The 22456-nt window shown below is 69.2% G+C and carries 24 protein-coding genes; 14 read left to right on the forward strand and 10 right to left on the reverse strand.

Translation table 11 applies throughout. The features are described 5' to 3' along the window. Position 1: 1 nt before the first annotated feature. Positions 2-595: a hypothetical protein gene (locus VFK57_24440; protein ID HET7698890.1), complete on the reverse strand. Its 594-nt coding sequence runs from the start codon at positions 593-595 to the stop codon at positions 2-4. Next, on the reverse strand, positions 592-1194 hold the full coding sequence (locus tag VFK57_24445) for a sigma-70 family RNA polymerase sigma factor (GenBank protein ID HET7698891.1): 603 nt from the start codon (positions 1192-1194) through the stop codon (positions 592-594). Before VFK57_24445 ends, VFK57_24440 begins: the two co-directional genes overlap by 4 nt. An 89-nt stretch (positions 1195-1283) precedes the next feature. Here VFK57_24445 and lexA point away from each other — a divergent pair, with 89 nt between their 5' ends. From lexA to VFK57_24505, 12 genes are all read left to right on the forward strand, one after another. Then, positions 1284-1889 (forward strand): transcriptional repressor LexA, encoded by a 606-nt coding sequence (gene lexA / locus VFK57_24450; GenBank protein ID HET7698892.1) that lies wholly within the window; start codon positions 1284-1286, stop codon positions 1887-1889. An 18-nt stretch (positions 1890-1907) separates the two neighbouring features. Next, on the forward strand, positions 1908-2225 hold the full coding sequence (locus VFK57_24455) for a DUF3467 domain-containing protein (protein ID HET7698893.1): 318 nt from the start codon (positions 1908-1910) through the stop codon (positions 2223-2225). 16 nt (positions 2226-2241) lie between these two features. Next, positions 2242-3306, forward strand: a complete 1065-nt coding sequence (locus tag VFK57_24460) for a DNA polymerase IV (GenBank protein ID HET7698894.1) — start codon at positions 2242-2244, stop codon at positions 3304-3306. A 46-nt stretch (positions 3307-3352) separates the two neighbouring features. Next, entirely contained in the window at positions 3353-3892 is a 540-nt protein-coding gene (locus VFK57_24465) for an RNA polymerase sigma factor (protein ID HET7698895.1), read from the forward strand. Continuing rightward, entirely contained in the window at positions 3885-4241 is a 357-nt protein-coding gene (locus VFK57_24470) for a hypothetical protein (GenBank protein HET7698896.1), read from the forward strand. Before VFK57_24465 ends, VFK57_24470 begins: the two co-directional genes overlap by 8 nt. Next, positions 4238-4903, forward strand: coding sequence for a hypothetical protein (locus tag VFK57_24475; GenBank protein HET7698897.1), 666 nt, complete (start codon positions 4238-4240; stop codon positions 4901-4903). The genes VFK57_24470 and VFK57_24475 overlap by 4 nt, the downstream gene beginning before the upstream one ends. Before the next feature lie 16 nt (positions 4904-4919). After that, a complete protein-coding gene (gene nth, locus VFK57_24480; protein ID HET7698898.1) occupies positions 4920-5666 on the forward strand; it encodes an endonuclease III in 747 nt (248 codons plus the stop codon). Then, positions 5663-6061 (forward strand): metallopeptidase family protein, encoded by a 399-nt coding sequence (locus tag VFK57_24485; GenBank protein ID HET7698899.1) that lies wholly within the window; start codon positions 5663-5665, stop codon positions 6059-6061. The genes nth and VFK57_24485 overlap by 4 nt, the downstream gene beginning before the upstream one ends. Then, on the forward strand, positions 6058-6855 hold the full coding sequence (gene rsmA / locus VFK57_24490; GenBank protein HET7698900.1) for a 16S rRNA (adenine(1518)-N(6)/adenine(1519)-N(6))-dimethyltransferase RsmA: 798 nt from the start codon (positions 6058-6060) through the stop codon (positions 6853-6855). The genes VFK57_24485 and rsmA overlap by 4 nt, the downstream gene beginning before the upstream one ends. 219 nt (positions 6856-7074) lie before the next feature. After that, positions 7075-8724 carry a ribonuclease J gene (locus VFK57_24495; protein HET7698901.1) on the forward strand — a complete coding sequence of 550 codons (1650 nt, stop codon included), beginning with the start codon at positions 7075-7077 and terminating at the stop codon, positions 8722-8724. 2 nt (positions 8725-8726) lie between these two features. Continuing rightward, entirely contained in the window at positions 8727-11165 is a 2439-nt protein-coding gene (locus VFK57_24500; GenBank protein ID HET7698902.1) for a DNA translocase FtsK 4TM domain-containing protein, read from the forward strand. A 9-nt stretch (positions 11166-11174) separates the two neighbouring features. Then, positions 11175-12944 carry an N-acetylmuramoyl-L-alanine amidase gene (locus tag VFK57_24505; GenBank protein HET7698903.1) on the forward strand — a complete coding sequence of 590 codons (1770 nt, stop codon included), beginning with the start codon at positions 11175-11177 and terminating at the stop codon, positions 12942-12944. Between the two features lie 109 nt (positions 12945-13053). Here VFK57_24505 and VFK57_24510 read toward each other — a convergent pair whose 3' ends face one another. Both VFK57_24510 and VFK57_24515 read right to left on the reverse strand, forming a co-directional pair. Next, positions 13054-13290, reverse strand: a complete 237-nt coding sequence (locus VFK57_24510; protein ID HET7698904.1) for a hypothetical protein — start codon at positions 13288-13290, stop codon at positions 13054-13056. Between the two features lie 101 nt (positions 13291-13391). Next, positions 13392-14888 (reverse strand): leucyl aminopeptidase, encoded by a 1497-nt coding sequence (locus VFK57_24515; GenBank protein ID HET7698905.1) that lies wholly within the window; start codon positions 14886-14888, stop codon positions 13392-13394. 47 nt (positions 14889-14935) lie between these two features. On the opposite strand from VFK57_24515, the gene VFK57_24520 reads away from it, so the two are divergent. Beyond that, positions 14936-15352: a hypothetical protein gene (locus VFK57_24520; GenBank protein HET7698906.1), complete on the forward strand. Its 417-nt coding sequence runs from the start codon at positions 14936-14938 to the stop codon at positions 15350-15352. A gap of 2 nt (positions 15353-15354) precedes the next feature. Here the strand turns inward: VFK57_24520 and VFK57_24525 are convergent, their stop codons facing one another. From VFK57_24525 to VFK57_24545, 5 genes are read right to left on the reverse strand one after another with little or no spacing between them, the layout of a single operon-like run. After that, entirely contained in the window at positions 15355-15996 is a 642-nt protein-coding gene (locus VFK57_24525) for a hypothetical protein (GenBank protein HET7698907.1), read from the reverse strand. Next, positions 15996-17675 carry a BamA/TamA family outer membrane protein gene (locus VFK57_24530; protein ID HET7698908.1) on the reverse strand — a complete coding sequence of 560 codons (1680 nt, stop codon included), beginning with the start codon at positions 17673-17675 and terminating at the stop codon, positions 15996-15998. Before VFK57_24530 ends, VFK57_24525 begins: the two co-directional genes overlap by 1 nt. Beyond that, complete coding sequence (locus VFK57_24535; GenBank protein ID HET7698909.1) at positions 17675-18070, reverse strand: M67 family metallopeptidase; 396 nt, start codon at positions 18068-18070, stop codon at positions 17675-17677. The genes VFK57_24530 and VFK57_24535 overlap by 1 nt, the downstream gene beginning before the upstream one ends. Beyond that, complete coding sequence (locus VFK57_24540) at positions 18067-19248, reverse strand: acetyl-CoA C-acetyltransferase (protein ID HET7698910.1); 1182 nt, start codon at positions 19246-19248, stop codon at positions 18067-18069. Before VFK57_24540 ends, VFK57_24535 begins: the two co-directional genes overlap by 4 nt. Beyond that, positions 19241-21127, reverse strand: a complete 1887-nt coding sequence (locus VFK57_24545; GenBank protein ID HET7698911.1) for an acetoacetate--CoA ligase — start codon at positions 21125-21127, stop codon at positions 19241-19243. The genes VFK57_24540 and VFK57_24545 overlap by 8 nt, the downstream gene beginning before the upstream one ends. A 27-nt stretch (positions 21128-21154) precedes the next feature. Here VFK57_24545 and VFK57_24550 point away from each other — a divergent pair, with 27 nt between their 5' ends. Continuing rightward, on the forward strand, positions 21155-21886 hold the full coding sequence (locus VFK57_24550) for a BACON domain-containing protein (protein HET7698912.1): 732 nt from the start codon (positions 21155-21157) through the stop codon (positions 21884-21886). On the opposite strand, the gene VFK57_24555 is transcribed toward VFK57_24550, so the two are convergent. Further along, positions 21880-22407 carry a GNAT family N-acetyltransferase gene (locus VFK57_24555; protein HET7698913.1) on the reverse strand — a complete coding sequence of 176 codons (528 nt, stop codon included), beginning with the start codon at positions 22405-22407 and terminating at the stop codon, positions 21880-21882. The genes VFK57_24550 and VFK57_24555 overlap by 7 nt on opposite strands. Between the last annotated feature and the right edge of the window lie 49 nt (positions 22408-22456).

A 22456-nucleotide genomic window follows, 5' to 3' on the forward strand; every position in this document is an offset into this window, starting at 1 on the left:
ATCAATTGCCCGCGCGTTTCAACTCGGATTCCAACAGCCGCTGGAGCTCGGACAACTCGTCGCGCGTCAACTGCGTCACCGCGCGATCCACCGTTGCCGCCGGCACCGCGATCCCGGCGTCCTGCGCCTCGTCGAAGTGCAGATCCTCGGCGGCGGCGGTGAGGACGGCCCACTCCGCGGCGTGGACCGGATCGGGCGCGTGATCGACCGCGTCGTCCGCCGGTCCGGACGGCGCTGCGGGCGCCGATGCGATCCGCGACGGCTGGCCGTTGCGGGGCGCGCGCGAGAGAAGCACGATCGAGAACACCAGCACGCCGATGGCGAGCGCCGCTGCAATCGGCTGAAACCCGAATCCCCACCCGGACCCGGGAGAAGGCCGCGTCCCGGCGACCGCCTCGCGAACGCGCGCCGACAGGTGATCCCAGAACAAGGGGGAGGGCTCGGGCACCGGCGCCGACCCGGCGAGCCGCAGCGCGTCGCGCACGGCCGCTGCCTGTGCGCGGCACGCCTCGCAGCCCTCCGCGTGCGCGGCGCGGTCGCGAGGCAGCGAGCCGTCTGCCAGGTCCACGAACTCCGACGGGGACAGATGCCTCATGACAGGAGCTTCTTCAAATTGTTCAGCGCGTGAAAGAAGTTCGCCTTCACCGCGCCGACCGAACTGCCCAGGATGCCGGCAATCTGCTCGTGCGGCAGGTCGTGGTAGACGCGCAGGATCAAGGTCGCGCGCTGTTTCTTCGGGAGCCTGGCGATCGCGGCGCGCACCTGGACGGCGCGCTCGCCGCGCAGGACGGCGTCGCTCGGACTCTCCTCGCGTGACACCGTCCGCGGATCGTCGCCGGTGACGAGCGCGTCGACGGGGATGACGCGAGGCGGACGCGCGCTCACCTTGTTGAGCGAGACGTTCACCGCGATGCGATAGAGCCACGTGCCGAGCGACGACTGCCCTTTGAAGGTCCGCAGGCTGCGGTAGGCACGGACGAAGACATCCTGCGCCAGATCGCTCGCGTCCTCGTGATTGCCGGCGAAGCGATAGCACAACTGGTAGACCTGCCGGCGGTGGCGCTCCACGATGACGTCGAACGCCTCGCGATCGCCGGCCAGCGACGCCTGGACCAGGTCGGCGTCGGTCGGGTTCGCCACCCTCACCCTGCAGCCGGGCTCCTCACCCGCATCTCCCCAGGTCCGCGTCAGCATGGGCCGTCACTAGGTTAGACTGCCGCCGGTGACGAAAGTAAAAATGCCGAGCCGTTGACTTTCGCTTTTCCTTTGCATATAGTGCGCGCATGCTGCCATTGACCAAGCGTCAGCGGGAAATCCTCGACTACCTCAACGATTTCATTCAGCAGCACGGTTACGCCCCCAGCCTCGAGGAAATCGGGCGCCGGTTCGGGCTCTCTTCGCTGGCCACCGTGCACAAGCACCTTACCAACCTTCAGGAAAAAGGCTTCATCAAGCGGGCCTGGAACCGCAGCCGATCGGTCGAGCTGGTCTCGTCCCGCCTCGGCGGCCGGGCGGTCGAGCTGCCCCTGCTCGGCTACGTCGCCGCCGGGCATCCGATCGAAGCGGTCGTCGGCAGCGAAACCATCGCCGTCCCCGAAGACCTCGTCGGCAAACGCGACACCTACGTGCTTCGCGTCAAGGGGGACTCGATGATCGACGAGCAGATTCGCGACGGCGACTACGTCATCGTCGAGGATCGGCGCACCGCGGAGAACGGCGAGATGGTGATCGCGCTCGTCAATGGCGCCGACGTCACGCTCAAGAAGCTCTATCGCGAGCAGGGGCACATCCGCCTGCAGCCCGCCAATCCGGCGATGCAGCCGATCATCCTGCAGCCCGATCAGGTGCAGGTGCAGGGCGTGGTGATTGGAGTGATGCGCCGTTACTAATGTTGCTATTGTGGGCGCATGAGCGAACAACGCAAACAGATCAACTTCACCATCGTTCCCGACGACGGTGGTGACTCGCCGCGGACGTACGCGAACTTCTGCGCCATCTCGCACACGCCGTTCGACTTCACCCTGTCGTTCTGCGAGGTGCAGCCGCTGTCGGCGAAAGACATCGAAGCCGCCGAATCCGATCACCTGGTGAAGGCGCCGGTCCGCGCCAAGATCGTGCTCCCGCTGCAGGTCGTCCCCAACCTGATTGCCGCGCTGCAGGAGCACATGCGCGTCTTCTCCGAATCCACCGGCGCCACCTGGGAGGGGAAAGGCCCGATTCACTAGGGTCCTCCGCCCGCCAGTGTTCCTTCACCTGGATCTCGACTCGTTCTTCGTCGCGGTCGAACGCCGCCGGCAGCCGGACCTGGCCGGCCGGCCGGTCGTCATTGGCGGCCATCCGGGCAGCCGCGGGATGGTGGCGGCGGCCTCGCGCGAAGCGCGCAGGTGCGGGATTCGCGCCGGCATGCCGCTGGCCCAGGCGGCGATCCGCTGTCCGGACGGAATCTTCCTCGACGGCGCGTTCGACGCGTGCTTCTCCGCGTCGCTGCAGATCGACGAACTGCTGCGCCGCGAGACGCCGGAGGTCGAGTGGCTGTCGATCGACGAGGCGTTCATCGGGCTGCCGGCGTCGGCGCGGCCGCGGGCGGCCGTCGACGCCGCCGAGCGGCTGCATCGAGACATCGGCGCCCTCGGGTTCGACGCGTCCTGCGGGATTGCGCGATCGAAGCTCGTGGCGAAGATCGCATCGAGTCTGGCGCGGCCGAGCGGCGTCATCCACGTGCTCGACGGCTATGAAGCGCGATTCCTCTCGCCACTCAAGATCGACATGCTGCCGGGGATCACGCCGGCGCTGGTCATGCGCCTGCGCGGTGCGGGCATCCGCCGGCTCGGTCAACTGGCGAAACTGACCGACGCGCAAGTGTCGCTGATTGCCGGCCGCGCCGGCCGCACGCTGGCCCAGCAGGCGGCGGGCATCGACGGCAGCCGCATTCACCGGACCACGCTGCCGCCGCCGCGACTGAACGAGGAGCCTGTCGATCCGCCCACCGCGGATCGCAGCGTGCTCGACGCGGCGCTTCGGCGCGAGTGCGAGCGCGCCGGCCGGGAGCTTCGCTCTCGGGGGGTGTTCGCCGGAACGCTCGCGCTGCGCATCCGCTTCGCTGACGGCCGTCTCGCCTCGCGGACGGTCCGCCTGCCCGAGCCGGCGGCGGCAGACGACGCGCTGGCCGAGGCGGCGGGCGCACTGCTCGCCAGCATGACGTCCCGGGAGCGGCCGGTGCGAGCTGTCGCCGTATCCTGCGCCGGGCTGCTCAGCGCCGGCGCCTCCCCTGCCCTTTTTCCGCTGCGCCGCCAACAGAACCGCTAGACTGCGCGTCTGGCTGGGTGTGGCGGACGGAGCGCAATCCAAACTCATGTTCGGCGAGGCGATGCTGATGTCCTCGGCCGCGGAGACGCCGCGGCCCGATGGTGCCGAGCGTCTCGGCCGCCTCTTCGACGCCCACCACGATCGCCTCTATCGCCTGGCGCGCCGGATGAGCGGCTCGGCGGATGCGGCGCGGGACGCGGTGCAGGACACGTTCCTCCGCGCCGCGCGCGCGCCGCACCTGGTCCCCGACGGCATGCCGCACGAGGAAGCGTGGCTGGTGCGGGTGCTCGTGAACGTCTGCCGCGACGAGTGGCGCAGGCGCGACGTCAGGCGCCGCGCCGCCTTTGAGCTGGCCCCCGCGTGCGAGCGCAGCGCCGAATCGGCGTTGATCGCGCGAACCGCGATCCAGCAGGCGCTGCAGGCGCTGCCGCCGCGGCGGCGCGCAATTCTCGTGATGTACGAGCTCGAGGGGGCGGCCATCCCGGCGATTGCGGCGCTGCTCGGCATCCGCGCCGTCACGGTGCGCTGGCACCTCTCTGTCGGCCGCAGTGAACTGGCGCGCCTGATTGGGAGGAACCATGACTGATATTCGCGATCGGCTGCGCGACGCCGATCCACTGCGGTCCGACCCCCCGCTGCCGGCCGAAGAGATCGCCGCGATGCGCCGGCGGGTGATCGACGCGGCGCGGGATGGGCGCGGCGCGCAGATCGAATGGCGGCGCACGCTGGCGCTCGCCGCGGCGGTGGCGTTGACGGCGGGCGCCGGAATCGATCTGGCCCGGCGCACGCCGCGTGCGGCGAGTCTGCCGGATCCGATCGCGGCCGTGCCTGCGCCGGCCGGCTCGGGGCGCACCCAGCTCCACTTCTCGACGCCGGGCGGAACGCGCATCATCTGGACGCTCGATCCGGCGTTCCACCTCACGGAGAAACGATGACGCTCAGCACTCGATCCATCTTCGCGTGCACGCTGGCCGCGGTCACGGTGATGCCGGCCTCGACAGCGGCGCAGCAGTCGCGCGGCATCGCACGTGCGGGCGGCCCTGCCGCCCTCGGCATCCACGGATTCAGCGTGGTCCTGGTCGTGGGCTCGCTCACCGGAGCGCCCGCGTCGGCCGCGAATGACGGCGTGCCGGACGCGGCGCGAAAGGCGCTGAACGACATGAAGGAGTTCCTGCCCTTCAAGCGGTATCAACTGCTCGATGCCGCGTGGACCTTGTGCTGCGCCTCCCCGCGCGCCGGCGTGTCCGGGCTCGTCCGCGGTCCGGACGAACGCGATTACCGCTACGAAGTGGATCCGCTCGGCGGCAGCGATAGCAGACTCGACGTGCGCTTCACGATCCGCGAGATGAGAACACTCTTGCAGGCGCGCCCGGCGGAGCGGCCGGGCTCGCTCAGCGCCGATCATCCGCGCAACATTGCCGCACGCCGGAACGCCGCGCAGGGCCAGGGCGCGCCAGGCGTGAACGTGATCGACAGCACGTTCTCGATCTCCCTCGGCGAGACCGTCGTCGTCGGCACGTCGCGCCTCCACGGCGATCGCGCGCTCATCGCCATCCTCACGGCCGCCGGGAAACCCGCCGCCCCGCGCGGGCGCTAGGCGATACAATCGGCGGATGCCGAAGGTGGCGGCGGCAAAGCCGCCGAAGAGCGCCGCCGAGACGCGCGCGATCCTGAAGAAGCTGGAAGGCCAGCATCCGGGCGCCGACACCGAGCTGCACTTCCGGAACGCGTACGAGCTGCTCGTCGCCACGATCCTCTCGGCGCAGTGCACCGACGAGCGCGTCAACCAGGTCACGCCGGCGCTGTTCAGGCGCTATCCGGACGCGGCGGCGCTGCACGAGGCGACGACCGCGGAGCTCGAACCGCAGATTCAGTCGACCGGGTTCTTCCGCGCCAAGTCCAAGTCGCTCGCCGGGATGGCGGCGGCGGTCTGCGAGCGGCACGCCGGCGAGATTCCCAAGACCATGGAGGAGCTGACCGCCCTCCCCGGCGTCGGGCGCAAGACGGCGAACGTCGTGCTGGGCCATGCGCTCGGCGTCCCCGGGCTGCCGGTGGATCGCCACGTCCTGCGCGTCGCGAACCGCATCGGCATCGCCCGCGGCGACGATCCCGAGGTCGTCGAGCAGCAGCTCGGCGCCGCGATGCCGCGGGAGAAATGGACGCTGACGTCCGACACGCTGATCCTCCACGGCCGGCGCATCTGCAAGCCGACGCCGCTCTGCGACCGGTGCGCGGTCCGCGACGAGTGCGACTATTACCGCAAGGTGATCCGCAAGACGCTGCGCGCGCCGGCGCCGAGCGCGAAAAAGAGGCCTGGAGCCGCGGGTGCGAAAGCGGCGGGCCCGGGCGTCAGAAAATGACACGGGAGAGATTCACCAAACTGGTCGAGGAGGCGCTCGAAGAGATTCCCCGGCGCTTCCGCAGGGAAATGAAGAACGTCGCGGTCGTCGTCGAAGACGAGCCTTCTCCCGAGCTGCTGGAAGAAATGGGCATCGAGCCAGGCGACACGCTGTTCGGGCTGTACCAGGGAACCCCGCTGACCGAGCGGGGCTGGAGCTTCGGCAACAATCTTCCCGATCGGATCTCGATCTACCAGAAACCGACCGAAGAGGCCTGCGAGACCGAAGACGACATCCGCGACTGCGTCGCGGAGACCGTCATCCACGAGTTCGGCCACTACTTCGGGATGAGCGAGGAGGAGATCGAGGAGATCGAGGACAAGTTCTGGCGCGGCGAATCGATCGAGAACGCGTGAGCCGCCGGCGCTTCGGTCAGCATTTTCTCGCCCCCGCGTGGGCGGACAAGGTCGCCGCGGCGATCGCGCCGCAACCCGATCAGCGATTTCTCGAGATCGGTCCGGGCCCCGGCGTGCTCACGACGCGTCTCGCCGGCCGCGCCGCGCAGGTGACCGCCGTCGAAATCGATCGCCGGCTCGCGCAGGACCTGCGGCGGAACGCGCCGCCCAACCTCGAGATCGTCGAGCAGGACTTTCTCGACTTCGACCTCGCGTCCTTCGCCGGCGGGGGGCCTTTCCGCGTCGCCGGCAACCTGCCCTACAACATCTCGTCCCCGATCCTGTTCAAGCTGCTCGACGCGGCTGCGGCATCGGCCAACCTGCTCGACGCCACCGTGATGCTCCAGCGCGAGGTGGCCGACCGGCTGGCCGCCAGGCCCGGGACGAAGGACTACGGGGTCCTCACGATCTTCATCGCCGCGCAGGCGGACGTGACCCGGCTGCTCACGCTGCCGCCGGGTGCGTTCCGGCCGCCGCCCAGGGTCGATTCCGCGGTCGTGCGGCTCGCGTTCAAGCCGTCGGTCGTGCCGCCGGCCCTCGCCGGCACCTTCGCGCGGATGGTGAGGACGATGTTCATGCAGCGCCGGAAGACGCTGGGAAACGCGCTGCGGCCGTTCGCGGACACGGCGGGCCGTACGCCGTCGTCGGCGCTGGCAGCCGTGGGCATCGATCCGATGCGGCGGCCGGAGACGCTGACGATGGCGGAACTCCTGGCGCTGGCGGGGGTGTTCGGGGGTCCGGGGAGCGATGCGTAAAGTCAAAAGCCTAAAGCGTTTACAAACACCTGTGCTATAGTTTCCCCGCCTGCGCGAAGGGGACGGCGGGGATCCCGCCGGAGCCGTGGCGCAGGTGATTTACTGCCGCCCGTCCCAGCGGACGGCAGCCGGCCACGCTACCTGTTGCGGCGCCCGCCGCGGCGTGCCGAGTACGAACACGCATAACAACCGTCACCCTGAGGCTGGGACTTCATCGCTTTGTCCACTGTTCTGGAACTGATCCCGCTCGGCGGGCTCGGCGAGTTCGGCATGAACATGATGGTCGTCGCATGCGGCGACACGGCGATCCTCGTCGACGCCGGCGTCATGTTTCCCGAGCCCGACCTGCTCGGGGTCGATTTGATCATCCCGGACCTGCGGCAGCTGTCGCGCTACCGCATCCAGGCGCTGGTGCTGACGCACGGGCACGAGGATCACATCGGCGCGGTGCCGCACGTCGTGCAGCACTTCGACGGGCCCATCCTCGGCACGCGATTGACGCTGGCGCTGGTCGAGCCGAAGCTGGAGCAGCAGGGCGAGGCGGTCCGGGCGCGGCTCCGCGAGGTGAAGCCGCGCGACCGCGTGACCGTCGGCAGCTTCACGATCGAGTTCCTGCGCGTCACGCACAGCATGCCGGACTGCGTCGCGGTCGCGATTCACACCCCGGCCGGCGTCGTGCTCCACACCGGCGACTTCAAGATCGACCAGACGCCGCTCGACGCCGAGCACACCGATTTCCAGCGCTTCGCGCAGCTCGGCGCGGAAGGGGTGCTGGTGATGCTCGGCGACAGCACCAACGTCGAGCGCAAGGGGTTCAGCGGATCCGAACGGGACGTCACCGACGGCTTCGAAGAGATCTTCACGAGCGCGCGCGGCCGGATCGTCGTCGCGATGTTCGCGTCGAGCCTCTACCGCATGCAGATCGTCGTCGATCTCGCCGACCAGTTCGACCGCAAAGTCGCGTTCATCGGCCGCGGCGTCGTCGAGAACTCGCAGATCGCGCAGCGGCTCGGTTATCTGAGGGTCCCGCCCGGCGTGCAGATTCGCGACAGCGAGGTCCGCGAGCACCCGCAGCAGGACGTGGTGTGCATCTGCACCGGATCGCAGGGCGAGCCCCAGGCGGCGCTGCCGCGCATCGCCATCGACGACCACCGTCACGCCAAGCTCGACATGGACGACGTGGTGGTGTTCTCGGCGCGGTCGATTCCGGGGAACGAGAAGGCGATCGGCCGCGTCATGAACCACGTCGCCAAGCGGGGGGCCGACATCATCCACGACGGCATCCGGCACATCCACGTCTCCGGCCATGGCAGCGAGGAAGAGCTGAAAATGATGCTCTCCCTGGTCAGACCGAGGTTCTTCGTGCCGATACACGGGGAGTACCGCCAGCTGGCGCGGCACGCCCGGATCGCCAAGATGGTCTCCCCCGGCACCAGGGTGGTGCTCGCCGAGAACGGCGACGTCATCCGTATCGACGACGACGGGGCCCGGGTGGCGGAGAAGGTCGCGGCGGGCCGGATTCTGATCGACGGCACGCGTAGCGGCGAAGTGGGCGACGAGGTCCTGCGCGACCGGCGGCACCTCGCCGGCGACGGCCTGGTGGTGCCGGTCGTGGCGATCAGCCGGCAGTCGGGCACGCTCGAGGAGACGCCGGACGTCATTACCCGCGGATTCGTGCTGGATGCCCGGACCGAAGCGCTCCTCAAGGAAATCCCCGGTCTCGTGGGGTCGGCGATCGAAAGCGCGAGCGTCGAAGAGCGGACCGACCCGGGGTTGATCAAGGAGAAGATTCGCGTGGATCTGCAGCGGTTCTTCCGCAAGCGTTCGGGGCTCCGGCCGTTCGTGCTGCCGGTGGTGATGGAGATCTGAGCATGGGGTCGAGCGCGGTTTCGCGCCGGATGAGCGAATTCCTCGGCGTGGCCCTCTTCGCCGCGTCGCTGCTCTGGCTGATCTCGCTGGCCAGCTACAGCGCGTCGGATCCGGTGTGGTTCTTCAACACCGGGTCATCATTGCCGCCGGAGAACTTCGCCGGCCGCGTCGGGGCGTTCGTCGCGGAGCTGTCGTACCAGCTGCTGGGCTACGCGGCGTTCCTCGGGCCGCTGGTGATGGTGGTGATCGGGTGGCACTACTTCTGGTGCCGCGCGGTGGACGCCGCCTACACCAAGCTGCTCGGCGCGGCGCTGCTGATCGGCTGCCTGTCGTCCTTCCTGTCGCTCGCCTTCGGCACGCTCGCGGTGTCGGGCAAGGAGTTCCGCGCCGGAGGCTTCGTCGGCGATCGGCTCGCGGCGGCGCTGGCCGAATATCTGAATCGCACCGGCTCGATCATCCTCATCCTGACGCTGCTCTTCGCCGCCATCATCCTGTCGACGCAGTTCTCCTTCGGCCGGCTGTTCTCGGTGCTGTCACAGATCGCGCGCGAGCGCTGGACCGCGTTCCGCGCCGCGGCGGAACGCCGCCGCGACGAGCAGGCGCGCGAGAAACAGCGCCAGGAGGTGCTGAAGAAGCACCTGGCCAAGGACCCGAAGGCGGCGAAAGACACGAAAGAGCTGAAGGACACGAGGGACACGAAGGAGCTGCGCACGAAGATTGCGAGGGCGCCGATCACGTCGAGCGATCCCGCCGATGCGCCGGCGGCCGGCCCGGCTGCCCCGCCGGCGCGCTCGAAGACCGCGGCGGTACTCGGCGCGGCCGCGGCCGCATTCAAAGCGGCCTCCTCCAGACCGACGCCGCCGCCGATCAACAAGCCGGCGCCGCCGCCCGCTGCCGCCTCCGTGCGCGAGCGAGAGAAGGAACCGTCGCTGCCGCTGCCCGATCCCGACAAGACGCCGATCGAGCGGAAGAAGGGGGGCTTCACGCTGCCGCCGAACGCGCTGCTCGACGCGCCGAAGACGGAGCGCAAGGTCGACGAGCGCGAGCTGATGGACGGCGCCCGGCTGCTCGAGGAGAAGTGCCGCGAGTTCTCGGTCGAAGGGGCCGTCGTCCAGATCCATCCCGGTCCGGTGGTGACGACCTACGAATTCAAGCCGGACGCGGGGGTGAAGTACAGCAAGATCACCGGGCTCGCCGACGACCTGTGCCTGGCGATGCAGGCCGAATCGGTGATCATCGACCGCATCCCCGGCAAGTCGACGGTCGGCATCCAGATCCCGAACCCGAACCGCGAAGCGATTTCGCTGCGCGAGCTGCTCGAGTCCGATGCCTACAAGCGGTCGCATTCGAAGCTGACGCTCGCCATGGGCAAGACCATCCACGGCGAGCCGTTCGTCAGCGATCTCGCGACGATGCCGCACCTGCTGATCGCCGGCTCCACCGGCGCCGGCAAGTCGGTCAGCGTCAACGCCATGATCACCAGCATCCTGATGCGCGCGACGCCCGACGACGTGCGGTTCATCATGGTCGATCCCAAGCGCCTCGAGCTGGGGATGTACGAAGACATCCCTCACCTGCTCACGCCGGTCGTCATGGATCCCAAGCTGGCGGCCAACGCGCTGCGCTGGGCGGTGCGCGAGATGGAAGAGCGCTACAAGACGCTGGCGGCGTTCGGCGTGCGCAACATCGAGCAGTACAACCGCAACGTCCGGGCGATGCAGGAGGAGAAGCAGGGCGAGCCCCTGCTCGACGACAAAGGGAACGAGATCAAGCCGCTGCCCTTCATCGTCGTGCTGATCGACGAGCTGGCGGACCTGATGATGGTGGCGGGCAACGAGGTCGAGGAATCGATCGCGCGACTGGCGCAGATGGCGCGCGCCATCGGCATTCATCTGGTGCTCGCGACCCAGCGTCCGTCGGTGGACGTCATCACCGGCCTCATCAAGGCCAACCTGCCCGCGCGCATCTCCTTCCGCGTCTCGTCGAAGATCGATTCGCGGACCATTCTCGACGGCAACGGCGCCGAGCAGCTCCTCGGCAAGGGAGACATGCTGTTCCTGCCGCCGGCGTCGTCGCGGTTCGTGCGCCTGCACGGCCCCTACATCTCCGAGCAGGAGAGCGCCCGGCTTGCCGCCTTCCTGCGGAAGCAGGGCCGCCCCACCTACGACACGACGGTCACCGCCGACGAGAAGGGGGCGCAGGAGCACCAGGATTTCGAGAAGGACGAGCTCTACGACGAGGCCGCGCGGATCGTGGTCTCGAGCGGTCAGGCCTCCATCTCGTACCTGCAGCGCCGGCTGCGGATCGGATTCAGCCGCGCCGCGCGGCTGGTCGACATGATGGAGATGGACGGGCTCGTCTCGGCGGCCGCGGGCGGCAAGCCGAGAGAGGTGCTCGTGAAGAAGGACTACTTCGACGAAGTGGATGCGCAGCTTCGATAGGCGGTTCCTATGAAACAACCTTTCCTCACCGCGCTCGTCACCGCCGCCTGCCTGCTGGCGGCGGCGCCCGGCGCCGAGGCGCAGACGGCGCGCGACATGTACAACCGTGCCCTGGCGCAGGAACGTAGCGTCCGCGACGAGGCCGCGAAGCCGACCCTCACTCAGATGCGCCGCGCCATCTCCGCCTACGAAGCGGTGGTCCGCCGGCATCCGTCGAGCGGCTACGCGGACAACGCGCTCTGGCAGGCGGCGAACCTTGCCTCGCTCGCCTTCGAGCGGTTCGGCAGCGAGGCCGACCGCAAGGCGTCCGCGCGTCTGCTCGATCAGCTCGCCCGAGGCTACCCGTCGAGCAGGCTCGCGGCGAGGCAGACGAGACCGGCGGAGGATACGAGGGACGCGGACGACACGAGCCAGCCGAGCGAGGCGAAAGAATCGGCGGCGGCCGTTGCGGCGGCGGCGCAGACGCCGAAAGCCGAGGCCACGGCGGGTCGCGCGCAACTCGCCACCTTGCGCGACATCAAGCGCGAGGTGCTGCCCGACGGCGTCCGGGTCACCGTGGATCTGGACAGCGAGGTGCCCTACTACCAGGAGGAGATCGCCAATCCCCGCCGGCTGTTCTTCGACTTGAAAGGCGTGCGGACCGCGGCCAGCCTGCAGGACGCCTCCCTCAAGTTCGCCGACGACGTGGTGAAGGAAGTCAGGCTCGGACGTCATCCGCGCAACGTCACGCGTCTGGTGGTCGATCTCGACGGCGTGTCGAGCTACAGCGTCTACCCGCTGTACGGACCCTACCGCCTGGTGATCGATTTCCGGCGGGCGGTGAGCGCCGCTCCCGCGCCAGCCCCCGCGGCCGTGGCGGCGCCCGTCGTCGTGCCGCCGCCGGTGCCGGCGCCGAAGGCCGCGGCGCCGCTCGCGGTCCTGCCGGACGTGAAGCAGACGATTCCCGAGGCGCGGCACGCGCCCGAACCGGCGAAACTGCCCTCGTCAACGCCGGCGCCGAAGGCGCTGCCGCCCGCCGCGCCGGCGTCGAACTCGAACGGCAAGTTCTCCCTCTCGCGGCAGCTCGGTCTCAGCGTCGCCCGCATCGTGCTCGACGCCGGCCACGGCGGACACGATCCCGGGGCGCACGGCAACGGCATCACCGAGTCCGAGCTGACGCTCGACGTCGCGCAGCGGCTGCGCAAGCTGCTCGAGGCGCAGCCGGGGATGGAAGTGGTGATGACGCGCGACACCGACGTCTTCATCCCGCTGGAGGAGCGCACCGCGATCGCCAACCGTGAAGGGGCGGACCTCTTCCTGTCGATTCACGCCAACGCGAGCCGCAATTCGCAGGCGCGCGGCATCGAAACCTACTTCCTCAGCTTCGCGTTGAACCCGGAGGCCGAAGCGGTCGCGGCGCGCGAGAACGCGACCTCGGCGCAGACGATGCACAACCTGCCCGACATCGTCAAGGCGATCGCACTGAACAACAAGCTGAAGGAGTCGCGCGATCTCGCCGAGACGGTGCAGAAGTCGATGACGAAGCGGCTGAGCGCCAGGAACCGGTCGCTGCGCGACCTCGGCGTCAAGCAGGCGCCGTTCGTGGTCCTGATCGGCGCGGTGATGCCGAGCGTGCTCGCCGAGATCTCGTTCGTCACCAACCGCCAGGAAGGCGCGCTGCTGAAGACGACCGCCTACCGCCAGCAGATCGCGCAGGCGCTGTTCGACGCGATCCAGAACTACCAGCAGAGCCTCAAGCGGCTGAATTCGATCGCGGGGAAGAAGGCTACAGCACAGTAGTGCGCAGTGCGCGGTGCGCAGTGCGCGGTGCTCTCAGTGCGCAGTGCTTCTGTACGCAGTGCTTCTGTACGCAGTGCTTCTGTACGCAGTGCTTCTGTGTGGGCCGTGATCAGGACGTCGGGGTGACTCGCAGCGTTTCGGCGTCTTTCTCGGCGTCGAGGCCATCCTTTGCCGTCCAGCGCTTGTAGAGAACGAGGCCGCCGCCGAGCAAGAGGCCAAGAAGCAGCGCGGAGACCAACAGGACCCCAACCAGCCCAAGCGAGCCGAGGATGACGTCCGAGATCGTCGTCTCATCGACAGGCTCCTCGATGACGCGCACGATGATCGGATCTTGCTGCTGGAGCATTCCCTGCGATCTTACTTCGACACCGAAGCACTACGCACTAAGCACTGCGCACTAAGCACTGAGCGCACTGCGCACCGCGCACCGCGCACTGCGCACTGTGTTCACCAGCGTTCGTGCGTGAACGGCAGCTCGGCCAGCGTGCGGACGGCGATCCCGATCGGCCCCTTCGGCTGGAACGGCTTGCCTTCGTCGGCCCAGGCGGTGCCGGCGATGTCCATGTGGGCCCACGGCAGCGTGCCGGCGAACTCCTTCAGGAACACCGCCGCGGTGCAGGCGCCGCCGGCGCGGCCGCCGGAATTCAGCATGTCGGCAATCTCACTGCGGATCTGATCGAAGTACTCGTCGTAGAGCGGCATCGGCCAGCACCGATCGCCGGCGCGCTGCGCCACGTCCCGCACCAGGTCGCGCCACGAATCGGGGCGCCCGAACAGGCCCGAGGCCGCCTTGCCGAGGCCGACGACGCAGGCGCCGGTCAGCGTGGCCACGTCGACCAGGTGCGTGGCCCCCTGCTGCTGCGCGTACCACAAGCCGTCGCCCAGGATCAGCCGCCCCTCGGCATCGGTGTTGATCACTTCCACGCTCTTGCCGCTCGCCCCGTGCAGCACGTCCCCGGGCTTCATCGCGCGGCCCCCGGGCATGTTCTCCGTCGCCGGCACGACGCCGACGACGCGGATCGGCGCCTTGAGCAGCGCGATCGCGCGCATCGCGCAGACGACGGCGGCGCCGCCCGCCATGTCGTCCTTCATGCGCTCCATGCCTTCCGCCGGCTTGATCGAGATGCCGCCGGTGTCGAACGTGATCCCCTTGCCCACCAGCCCCAGCACCGGGGATTTCGGCGCGCCCGGGGGATCGTGCCGGAGGACGATGACCCGGGGCGGCTCCACGCTGCCGCGCGCCACGCCGAGCAGCAGCCCCATGCCGAGCCGGTCGATCTCCTTTTCGTCGAGCACGTCCACGCCGAGGCCGACCTCGCGCGCGAGCGCCGCGGCGCGCTCGGCGAAGATCCGCGGCGTCAGCACGTTCGAGGGCTCGTTCGCGAAGGCCCGTGCGAGATTGCTGCACTCGCCGAGAATCCGTCCGCGCTCGATCGCGCGCTCGAGCGCGCGCGCCGTCGTCGCGTCCGGCTGCGGCGCCAGCACGGTCAGCTCGGCCGCGGGCGGACCGAACCGCTCGCCCGTCTTGTATTGATCGACGCTGAATCCCGCGAGGATCAACCCTTCGACGACCGGCTGCACGCCGTCGAGCGGGCCGATCGGTCCGCGGAGCAGGAACGCGACCCGCGGGATCCGCCGTCCGCGCGCGAGCAGCGCCGACGCGGTCGCCAGCTTGCGCAGCCGCTCGGTGTCGAAGTCTCCCGCCTTGCCGGCCCCCGCGATGGCCACCCGCGCGGCTTTTGCCGCCCCGTTGACGATGGGGGTGACGAAGAACTCGTAGAGGCGCCCGCGGATCTCACCCGAAGCGGTGGCGCGCTTCACTTCCCCGCCGGTGCCTTGATCGAGCCAGGTCAGAGCCTCCGCCGGCGACTCACCTTCGAACACCGGGATGACGAGCAGGTCGGTATCGCAGTCGGCCGGCGGACCGGCAATGAGTCGGATCACGGGAGCAACCTGGGTCGACGCCATAAGAGGAGGATTATAATGGCTCTATGAAGTTTCTGGCGCTTCCCCTAATGATCGTGTTCACGATGCCGCTCGCCGACAAATCGCAGCGCCCGAAGCTGTCGGTCAAGGCGAGTCCGTCGATGAGCATGTCGCCGGCGCGGATCGTCGCTTCGGCGGACGTCAACGGCGGCGCGGACGACTTCGAGGAGTTCTACTGCGCGTCGGTCGAATGGGACTGGGGGGACGACACGAAATCCAACAACACCGTCGACTGCGACCCCTACGAGCCCGGGAAGAGCACGATCAAGCGCCGCTTCACCGCGGATCACGTGTACCGCACCGCCGGCGAGTACCGGATTCAGTTCCGGTTGAAGAAGAAGAACAAGTCGGTCGCCTCGGCCAGCACGTCGGTCCGGATTCGCCCCGGGCTCGGGGACATCGGCGGCGACCCGTGGCGCTGACGCTACTGTAGCTTCACGCCGGCCTTCAGTTCGCGTCCCGTCAACTCGCGCGTGCGGGTGTCGGTCGAGACGCTCTGCAGGTACTCGTTCACCGTCAGCACCGCCCGAAACAGCATCTTCCCCATTGCGGCGATGCTGACCGAGCTGTCGTCGTCGCCGAAGACGACGTTGCTCGCCGCGGCGCTCTCCTTTTCGGCGATCGTGCCGAGCGTCGCGAGCGCCCGAATGTAGTACCGCGTCCCGTCCGACAGGGCGTCGGGCCGGCCGAGATCGATCCGCAGCGACAGCGGCTCCTGCCACGCCGGCTGGCGGCTGACCTCTCCATACTGATCGGCCACCTTCACCGCGCGCGTCTGCCGGTCGAGCACCATGCGGAAGACCGACACGGCGGCCGGGTTCGCGAGCTTGTCCCACACCGGACGGTCCTCCCAGAGTTCGAGCTGGAGGCGGAGGTGAATCGCGGCGCCGTCCTCGAGAATCGCCTGGAACTTGGCGGGGAACAGGTCGCGCAGCTCGAGCGCGGCGAACAGGCTGCCGCCCGCCACGCGAATCTCGATGACCTTCGTGTCGAGCGCGAAGGCGGATGCGGCGTGCGCGAGCGTCAGCGCGAGTGCCAGGATGACGGGAAGGCCCCGGCGTCGCATCAGAACGTCGGCGAGAAGCGCAGCAGAATCTGCCGCGACCTGGGAATGGCCGCGGCGCGGAAGCCGATTTCCAGACGAACGCCGCCGGCGCCGATCCCGGCGCCGACGCCGCGCAGCCATCGCGTGGGCGCCGCGTCGCCGGTGACGCGCCCCGCGTCGTAGAAGACGAAGACGCTGGCGCGGTCGCCGGCGTCTTCCCGCACGCCCGGCGAGAGGTCGACGCGGTACTCGGCGTTGATCAGCGCCATTCCCGTCCCGCGCGCCTCCTTGAACCGGTAGCCGTGCACGCTGCCGATGCCGCCGACGGCGAACAGCCGCTCCGCCGGCAGCGTCCCGTTCGAGAAGCCGAACAAGCCGCGCAGAGACAGCGTCGTCCACCGCGACAGCGGCAGATGGCCGCGCGCGTGGAGGATGTGGCGGTCGAAGTCGGCATCGCCGTTCAGGGCGCGTCCGGCGATCTCCGACGTCCAGTCCAGCCGCAGGCCGGGATTCTGCCGGGTGCGCGATCCGTAGAGACTGTCCTTGAGATGGCGCACGTAGGTGGCGCGATTGCCTGCGCCGGTGAGCGCCCGGGTATCGAACGTGTACCCGAGCACCAGCGCGTTGACGCGGCGATCCTCGACGGCGAGCGCGGGACGGAACATCGCGTCGTCGCGGAAGAACGAGTACGACGTCGCGTTGGCGAGCGGCTCGTGCCGATCCCAGCGCACCATCGCGCTGAGCTCGTTGTGCGGCCCGGCGTGGAGCACGCCGAACACCTGGGCGCCGCGGCGGCGGTAGTAATCGCGGAAGCTGTTCTTGAACGCGAGCGACACCAGCGTCTGCTCGAAGGTGCTGATCCGCCACCAGTCGTCCGAGGCGGTGACGTCGTGGATCTCGCCGCCGAGGAACAGCCGCGCCGGTCCGCGCAACACCGGACGCTCGATCCCGGCGGAGTATCCCGGATCGTCGCGGCCGAACTTGTACGACACGTAGCCGTCGACGAACGTGTGATTGAAGTTCCGGTGATCGAACAGCGACGTCGAGAAGCCCACCGCCGGCGAGAAGCCGTCGGCGGGCGAATAGAGATCCTCGCGGCCGCTGCCGAGCGTGCCGTCGGTGTTGGACCGGTTCCAGCGCAGCGGAATCACCAGCACGCTGCGGCCGGCGCGCCGTTCGAGCACGACCTCTGAGACCGTGGATGTGCCCTGCTGCGGCTGGCTGCGGCGCGGCGCGCCGATCGACAGCGCCCCGCGGCTCCCGGCGACGAGCGCCGCGGTGGCGCGGCCGACCACGCGCCGGTTGTAGATGTCACCGGGGCGGATCTCGAGATCGCGGCGGTAGCGTTCCGCGTCGTCTTCGCGGATGCCGCGCAGCTCGACTTCGTCGATGCGCCCTTCGTCGACGGCCAGCGTCAGCCGTCCGGCCTCGAACTCGCCCGTGACGCGGGCCTCGCTGTAGCCGTCCCGCTCGTAGCGCTCCTGCAGGGATTTCGCCACCGTCTGCGCGTCGCCCGGCAGCGGCGCACCCTCGCGCAGCCTCAGCAGCCAGAGCACGTCGTCCCGCTGGTAGACGGTGGCCCCCTCGAGGCGAAGTTCGGTGAGGATGGGGGCGGGCTGGATGGCCGATTGCGCCTGGGGGGCGGCCTGTCCTGCGGCGGAACTCGCGGCAAGGGACAGGACGGCCAGCACCCAGGTCATCACGGCACAGGGACGAGTTCGAGCGGAGTGAAGTTCCCGTCGGCGAACCGGAAGGCGCGCACCGTGCGCGTGCCGTGCGCCAGCGAGATGATGACGTGGAACATCGCCGGATCGGTGAGGCGCGCGCGGTCGGTCTCGGACGGTCCCGACGGACCGTTGGGGTGCGAGTGATAGGCGCCGATGACGTCGAGCCCCGCGGCGCGGGCGCGGCGGATGGCGGCGAAATGATCCGCAGGCTCGACCTGGAATCGCGTGCGGCTCCGCCGCACGTTCCGCGCCGGGGCCGCGTCCTCCACCACCTGCGCGTTGCCGATCAGCAGGCCGCAGCACTCGTTCGGAAGATCGCCGACGGCGTGCGCCACGATGCGGTCGAGCACCTGCTGCCGGATCTTCACGCCGCCTCGACGATCATTGCCGTGCCCATGCCTCCGCCGATGCAGAGAGAGGCGGCGCCGCGGCCGCCGCCCCGCCTGCGCAGCGTGTGCACCAGCGTGGTGAGCACGCGCGCGCCGCTCGCGCCGATGGGATGGCCCAGCGCGATCGCGCCGCCGTGCACGTTCACCTTCGCGGCGTTCAACCCGAGCTCGCGGCTCACGGCCAGCGACTGCGCGGCGAAGGCTTCGTTCAATTCGATCGCGTCGAGAGCGTCGAGCGTCAGCCCGGCGCGATCCACCGCCTTGCGCATCGCCTCCACCGGGCCCATGCCCATGATCAACGGATCGACGCCCGTGGTGCAGTACGCGAGGATGCGCGCCAGCGGCCTGCGGTCGTGCTCCTTCGCCCAGCGCTCGGTCGCGATCACGAGCGCCGCGGCGCCGTCGTTGATGCCGGAGGCATTGCCGGCGGTGACGCTGCCGTCCTTCGTGAATGCCGCCTTCAACGCCGCGAGCTTCTCTGCCGTCGTGCCAGCGCGCGGGTATTCGTCCCGCGCGACGACGACCGGCTCCCCCTTCCTCTGCGGCACCGGAACGGCGACGATTTCGTCGGCGAACACGCCCGACGCGATCGCCCGTTCGGCGCGCGCCTGGCTCTCCGCCGCGAATGCGTCCTGGTCGGCGCGCGAGACCCCGTAGCGCTTCGCCACCTCTTCGGCGGTGATGCCCATGTGGCAGCCGTTGATCGCGCAGGTGAGCCCTTCGTGCAGCATGGAGTCGACGATCTCGGCGTTCCCCATGCGGTAGCCCCAGCGCGCGCCCTTCATCAGGTAGGGCGCGCTGCTCATCGATTCGGTGCCGCCGGCGAGCATCAGATCGATGAAGCCGGCCTTGACCGCCTCGACGGCGTGCACCACCGCCTGCAGGCCGGAGCCGCAGACGCGGTTGACCGTCTCGGCCGGGACCTGCACGGGCACGCCGGCCTTGAGCGCCGCCTGCCGCGCCACGTTCATGCCGGCGCCCGCCTGAAGCACGCATCCCATGATGACGTCGCCGAGACCGGCGGCGTCGATGCGGGCGCGGGCGATCGCTTCGCGAATGACAATGGCCCCCAGCTCGGAGGCGGAGAGATCCTTGAACGCGCCGCCGAACGATCCGATCGGTGTCCGGCAGGCGGAGAGAATGACGGCGTTATCCATTGAGTTCCGGGCGGTTGCGAAAATGTTCGAGCGCGCCGGGGTTCGCCAGCGCCTCCTGGTTCTTGACCGGCCGGCCGTGCACCACGTCGCGCACCGCCAGCTCCACTATCTTTCCACTTTTCGTGCGCGGAATCTCGTCCACCTGGACGATGCGCGCGGGAACGTGGCGCGGCGTCGTGTTCCGGCGCACCTGCCGGCGGATGCGCTCGACGAGCGATTCGTCCAGCGCCGCCCCGTCGCGCAGGCGGACGAACAGCACGATCCGCTCGTCTCCCTGCCACTGCTGGCCGATGACCAGGCTCTCGACGATCTCCGGCAGCTGCTCCACCTGGCGATAGATCTCGGCGGTGCCGATCCGCACGCCGCCCGGGTTCAGGACCGCGTCGGACCGGCCGTGGATGATCACGCCGTCGTGCTCGGTCAGCTCGACGTAGTCCCCGTGGGTCCAGACGCCGGGGAACCGATCGAAATAGGCGGCTCGATACCGGCGGCCGTCCGGATCGTTCCAGAAGCCGATCGGCATCGACGGAAACGGCATGGTACAGACCAGCTCCCCCTTCTCGCCGCGCGGCAGCGCCCGCCCGCGATCGTCGAACACCTCCACCTTCATCCCCAGCGCGCGGCACTGAATCTCCCCTCGCCACACCGGCGCCGTCGGATTGCCGCCGACGAAGCAGCTCACGATGTCGGTTCCGCCGGATATCGACGCCAGATGAAGGTCGCGCTTCACGTGCTCGTAGACGAAATCGAAGCTCTCCGCCGCGAGCGGCGAACCAGTCGAGGTCATCGTCCGCACGGTTGCCAGCGCGTGGGTCCCGCGCGGCCGCAGTCCTGCCTTGGCGACCGCGTCGATGTACTTCGCGGATGTCCCGAACAGCGTCATCCCGGCCTCGTCGGCGAACGTGAACAGCGTCCGGCCGTCGGGGTGGAACGGCGACCCGTCGTAGAGCAGAATCGTCGCGCGCGACGCCAGTACGGTGACCAGCCAGTTCCACATCATCCAGCCGAGCGTCGTGAAATAGAAGACGCGGTCTCCCGGCCGGATATCGCAGTGGAGTTGATGTTCCTTGAGATGCTGAATCAGCGTGCCGCCGGCGCCGTGGACGATGCATTTGGGAACGCCCGTGGTGCCGGAGGAATACAGGATGTAGAGCGGATGATTGAACGGCAGCGGATCGCACACCAGCGCCGCGCCGCGATGCGGCGCCAGGAAGTCGTCCCAGCCCCGCTGTCCGACGACGGCGCGCTCCACTGACGGCAGCTTGCCGAGGATCTCGTCGATCTTCCCGGTTTGATCGAACGTCTTCCCGCCGTACTGATAACCATCGGCGGCGAGCAGCACCCGCGGTTCGATCTGTCCGAAGCGGTCGAGCACGCCCTGCACCCCGAAATCCGGCGAACAGGACGACCACACGGCGCCGACGCACGCCGCGCCGAGCACCGCCACGATCGCTTCAGGAACGTTCGGCAGATAGGCCGCGACGCGATCGCCGGGGCGGATGCCGGCGTGCCGCAGCGCCGCGGCGGCCGCGGCCACCTCCGCGCGCAGCGTCCGCCAGGACATCGTGCGCATGTCGCCGTCCTCGGAGCGGAACACGATGGCATCGCCGTCGCCGTCTTCGCGCAGCACGTTTTCGGTGAAGTTGATCCGCGCGTCGGGGAAGAACGTCGCTCCGGGCATGCGATCGAGGTCGATCGCGATCCGCTCGCCGCGGACGCCGATCACACCGGCGTAATTCCATATGCGCTCCCAGAATTCGCCCGGCCTGGTTATGCTCCATTCGTACAGCTCGGGATACGCGGTGCCCCCGCCGAAGCGCGTCAGGTGGGCGGACTGGATGCGGTCGCGCGAGGGCATCCAGAGCGGAGCGGCGGCCATGGAACAGGTCTATCACAGGAAACGGTCATGAAGACGTCCGGGCCGGGGATCGCTGCCCTCGCGCTGACCGTCATGATCGCCGCCGGCTGCACCGGGAAGGACTCACCGGCGCCGTCCGCGCCGACGCCCGCAGCGCCAGTCGCTCCCGCCAGCCCGCAGTCGTGCTCGTACGCGGTGTCGCCCGTCGAGATGGTGATCCCGCGGGAGCCGTGGACGGCGGAGATCTCCATCGAGACCGCGTCCGGGTGCGCGTGGACGGCAACGTCCACGGCGCCGTGGCTCCGCCTGCGCCAGGCGAGCGGCACCGGAGCGGCAACGCTGGCCTATGACGCCGATTTCAACCCGCAGGCGCAGTATGCGGCGAGCCGCCTCGGCGTGATCGAGATCCGCTGGTCGGCTCCCACGGCCGGACAGAACGTGCGGATCACTCAATGGGGCGACTGCCAGATCACCGCGAGTCCGGCGAAGGATGGCCTGCCGCCGGGCGCAACGTATTCGGGCACGTCCAGCGCCGGTGCGCTGACCGTGAGCGACGCCGGCGGCCGGGTGCACTTATGGGTGCTCAGCGATCCGTTCATGGGCTGCGCCTGGAGCGCCGAGTCCGGCGACACCTGGATCGCCTGGCAGTCGCCGCGGATGCACCAGATCATGCGCGGAGACGGCGATCTGGTGTTCAACGTGCCGGCGAAGAGCGGCGGCGGAACGCGGCAGGCTGTGGTGACGCTGGGCGGCCGCTTCCGGCTGACGGTCGTTCAGTAACTGTAGGTTTCCTGCTTCCAGATCGAGAAGCCGCGCGCGAGGTAGTTGGGCAGCGCGACGGAGTGGTCGAGCGATGACGTGTGCAGCCACACGCGCGTGGCGCCGAGGTCCCAGGCACGTTCGACCGCGCGGGTGAGCAGGAACTTGCCCAGACCGCGCCCCACCGCGTGCGGCAGGAGGCCGAAGTACGCCACTTCGACGGCATCGTCCTCATGCCGCCGCAGCTCGAAGTAGCCGGCGGGCTCCTGGCGTTCGCGCAGCACCCACAGCTCCAGCCGCGGGTCCGCGAGATGCGCGGCGATCTCGTCGTCCGTCCAGCCGAGACGATCGATCCAGTGATACTCGCGGCCGACGTCGGCGTAGAGGCGGCGGTAGAGGTCCGGCGGACACGCGGCCTGGCGTTCGACCGCCACGTCCCCGGCAGGCGGCTCCGCGGCGTTCAGTTGGGACCGATCGCGCATCTCGAGGTACGTCCTGACCGCCCGTCGCGTCACGTGCACCGTCCCCTGCAGTTTCCCCACCAGCCCTGGCGTTCCGCGTTTGCCGCGGATCCCGTCAACTCCCGGCTCC

It is taken from the genome of Vicinamibacterales bacterium, from assembly GCA_035699745.1.
In the GTDB taxonomy this organism is placed as follows: domain Bacteria; phylum Acidobacteriota; class Vicinamibacteria; order Vicinamibacterales; family 2-12-FULL-66-21; genus JAICSD01.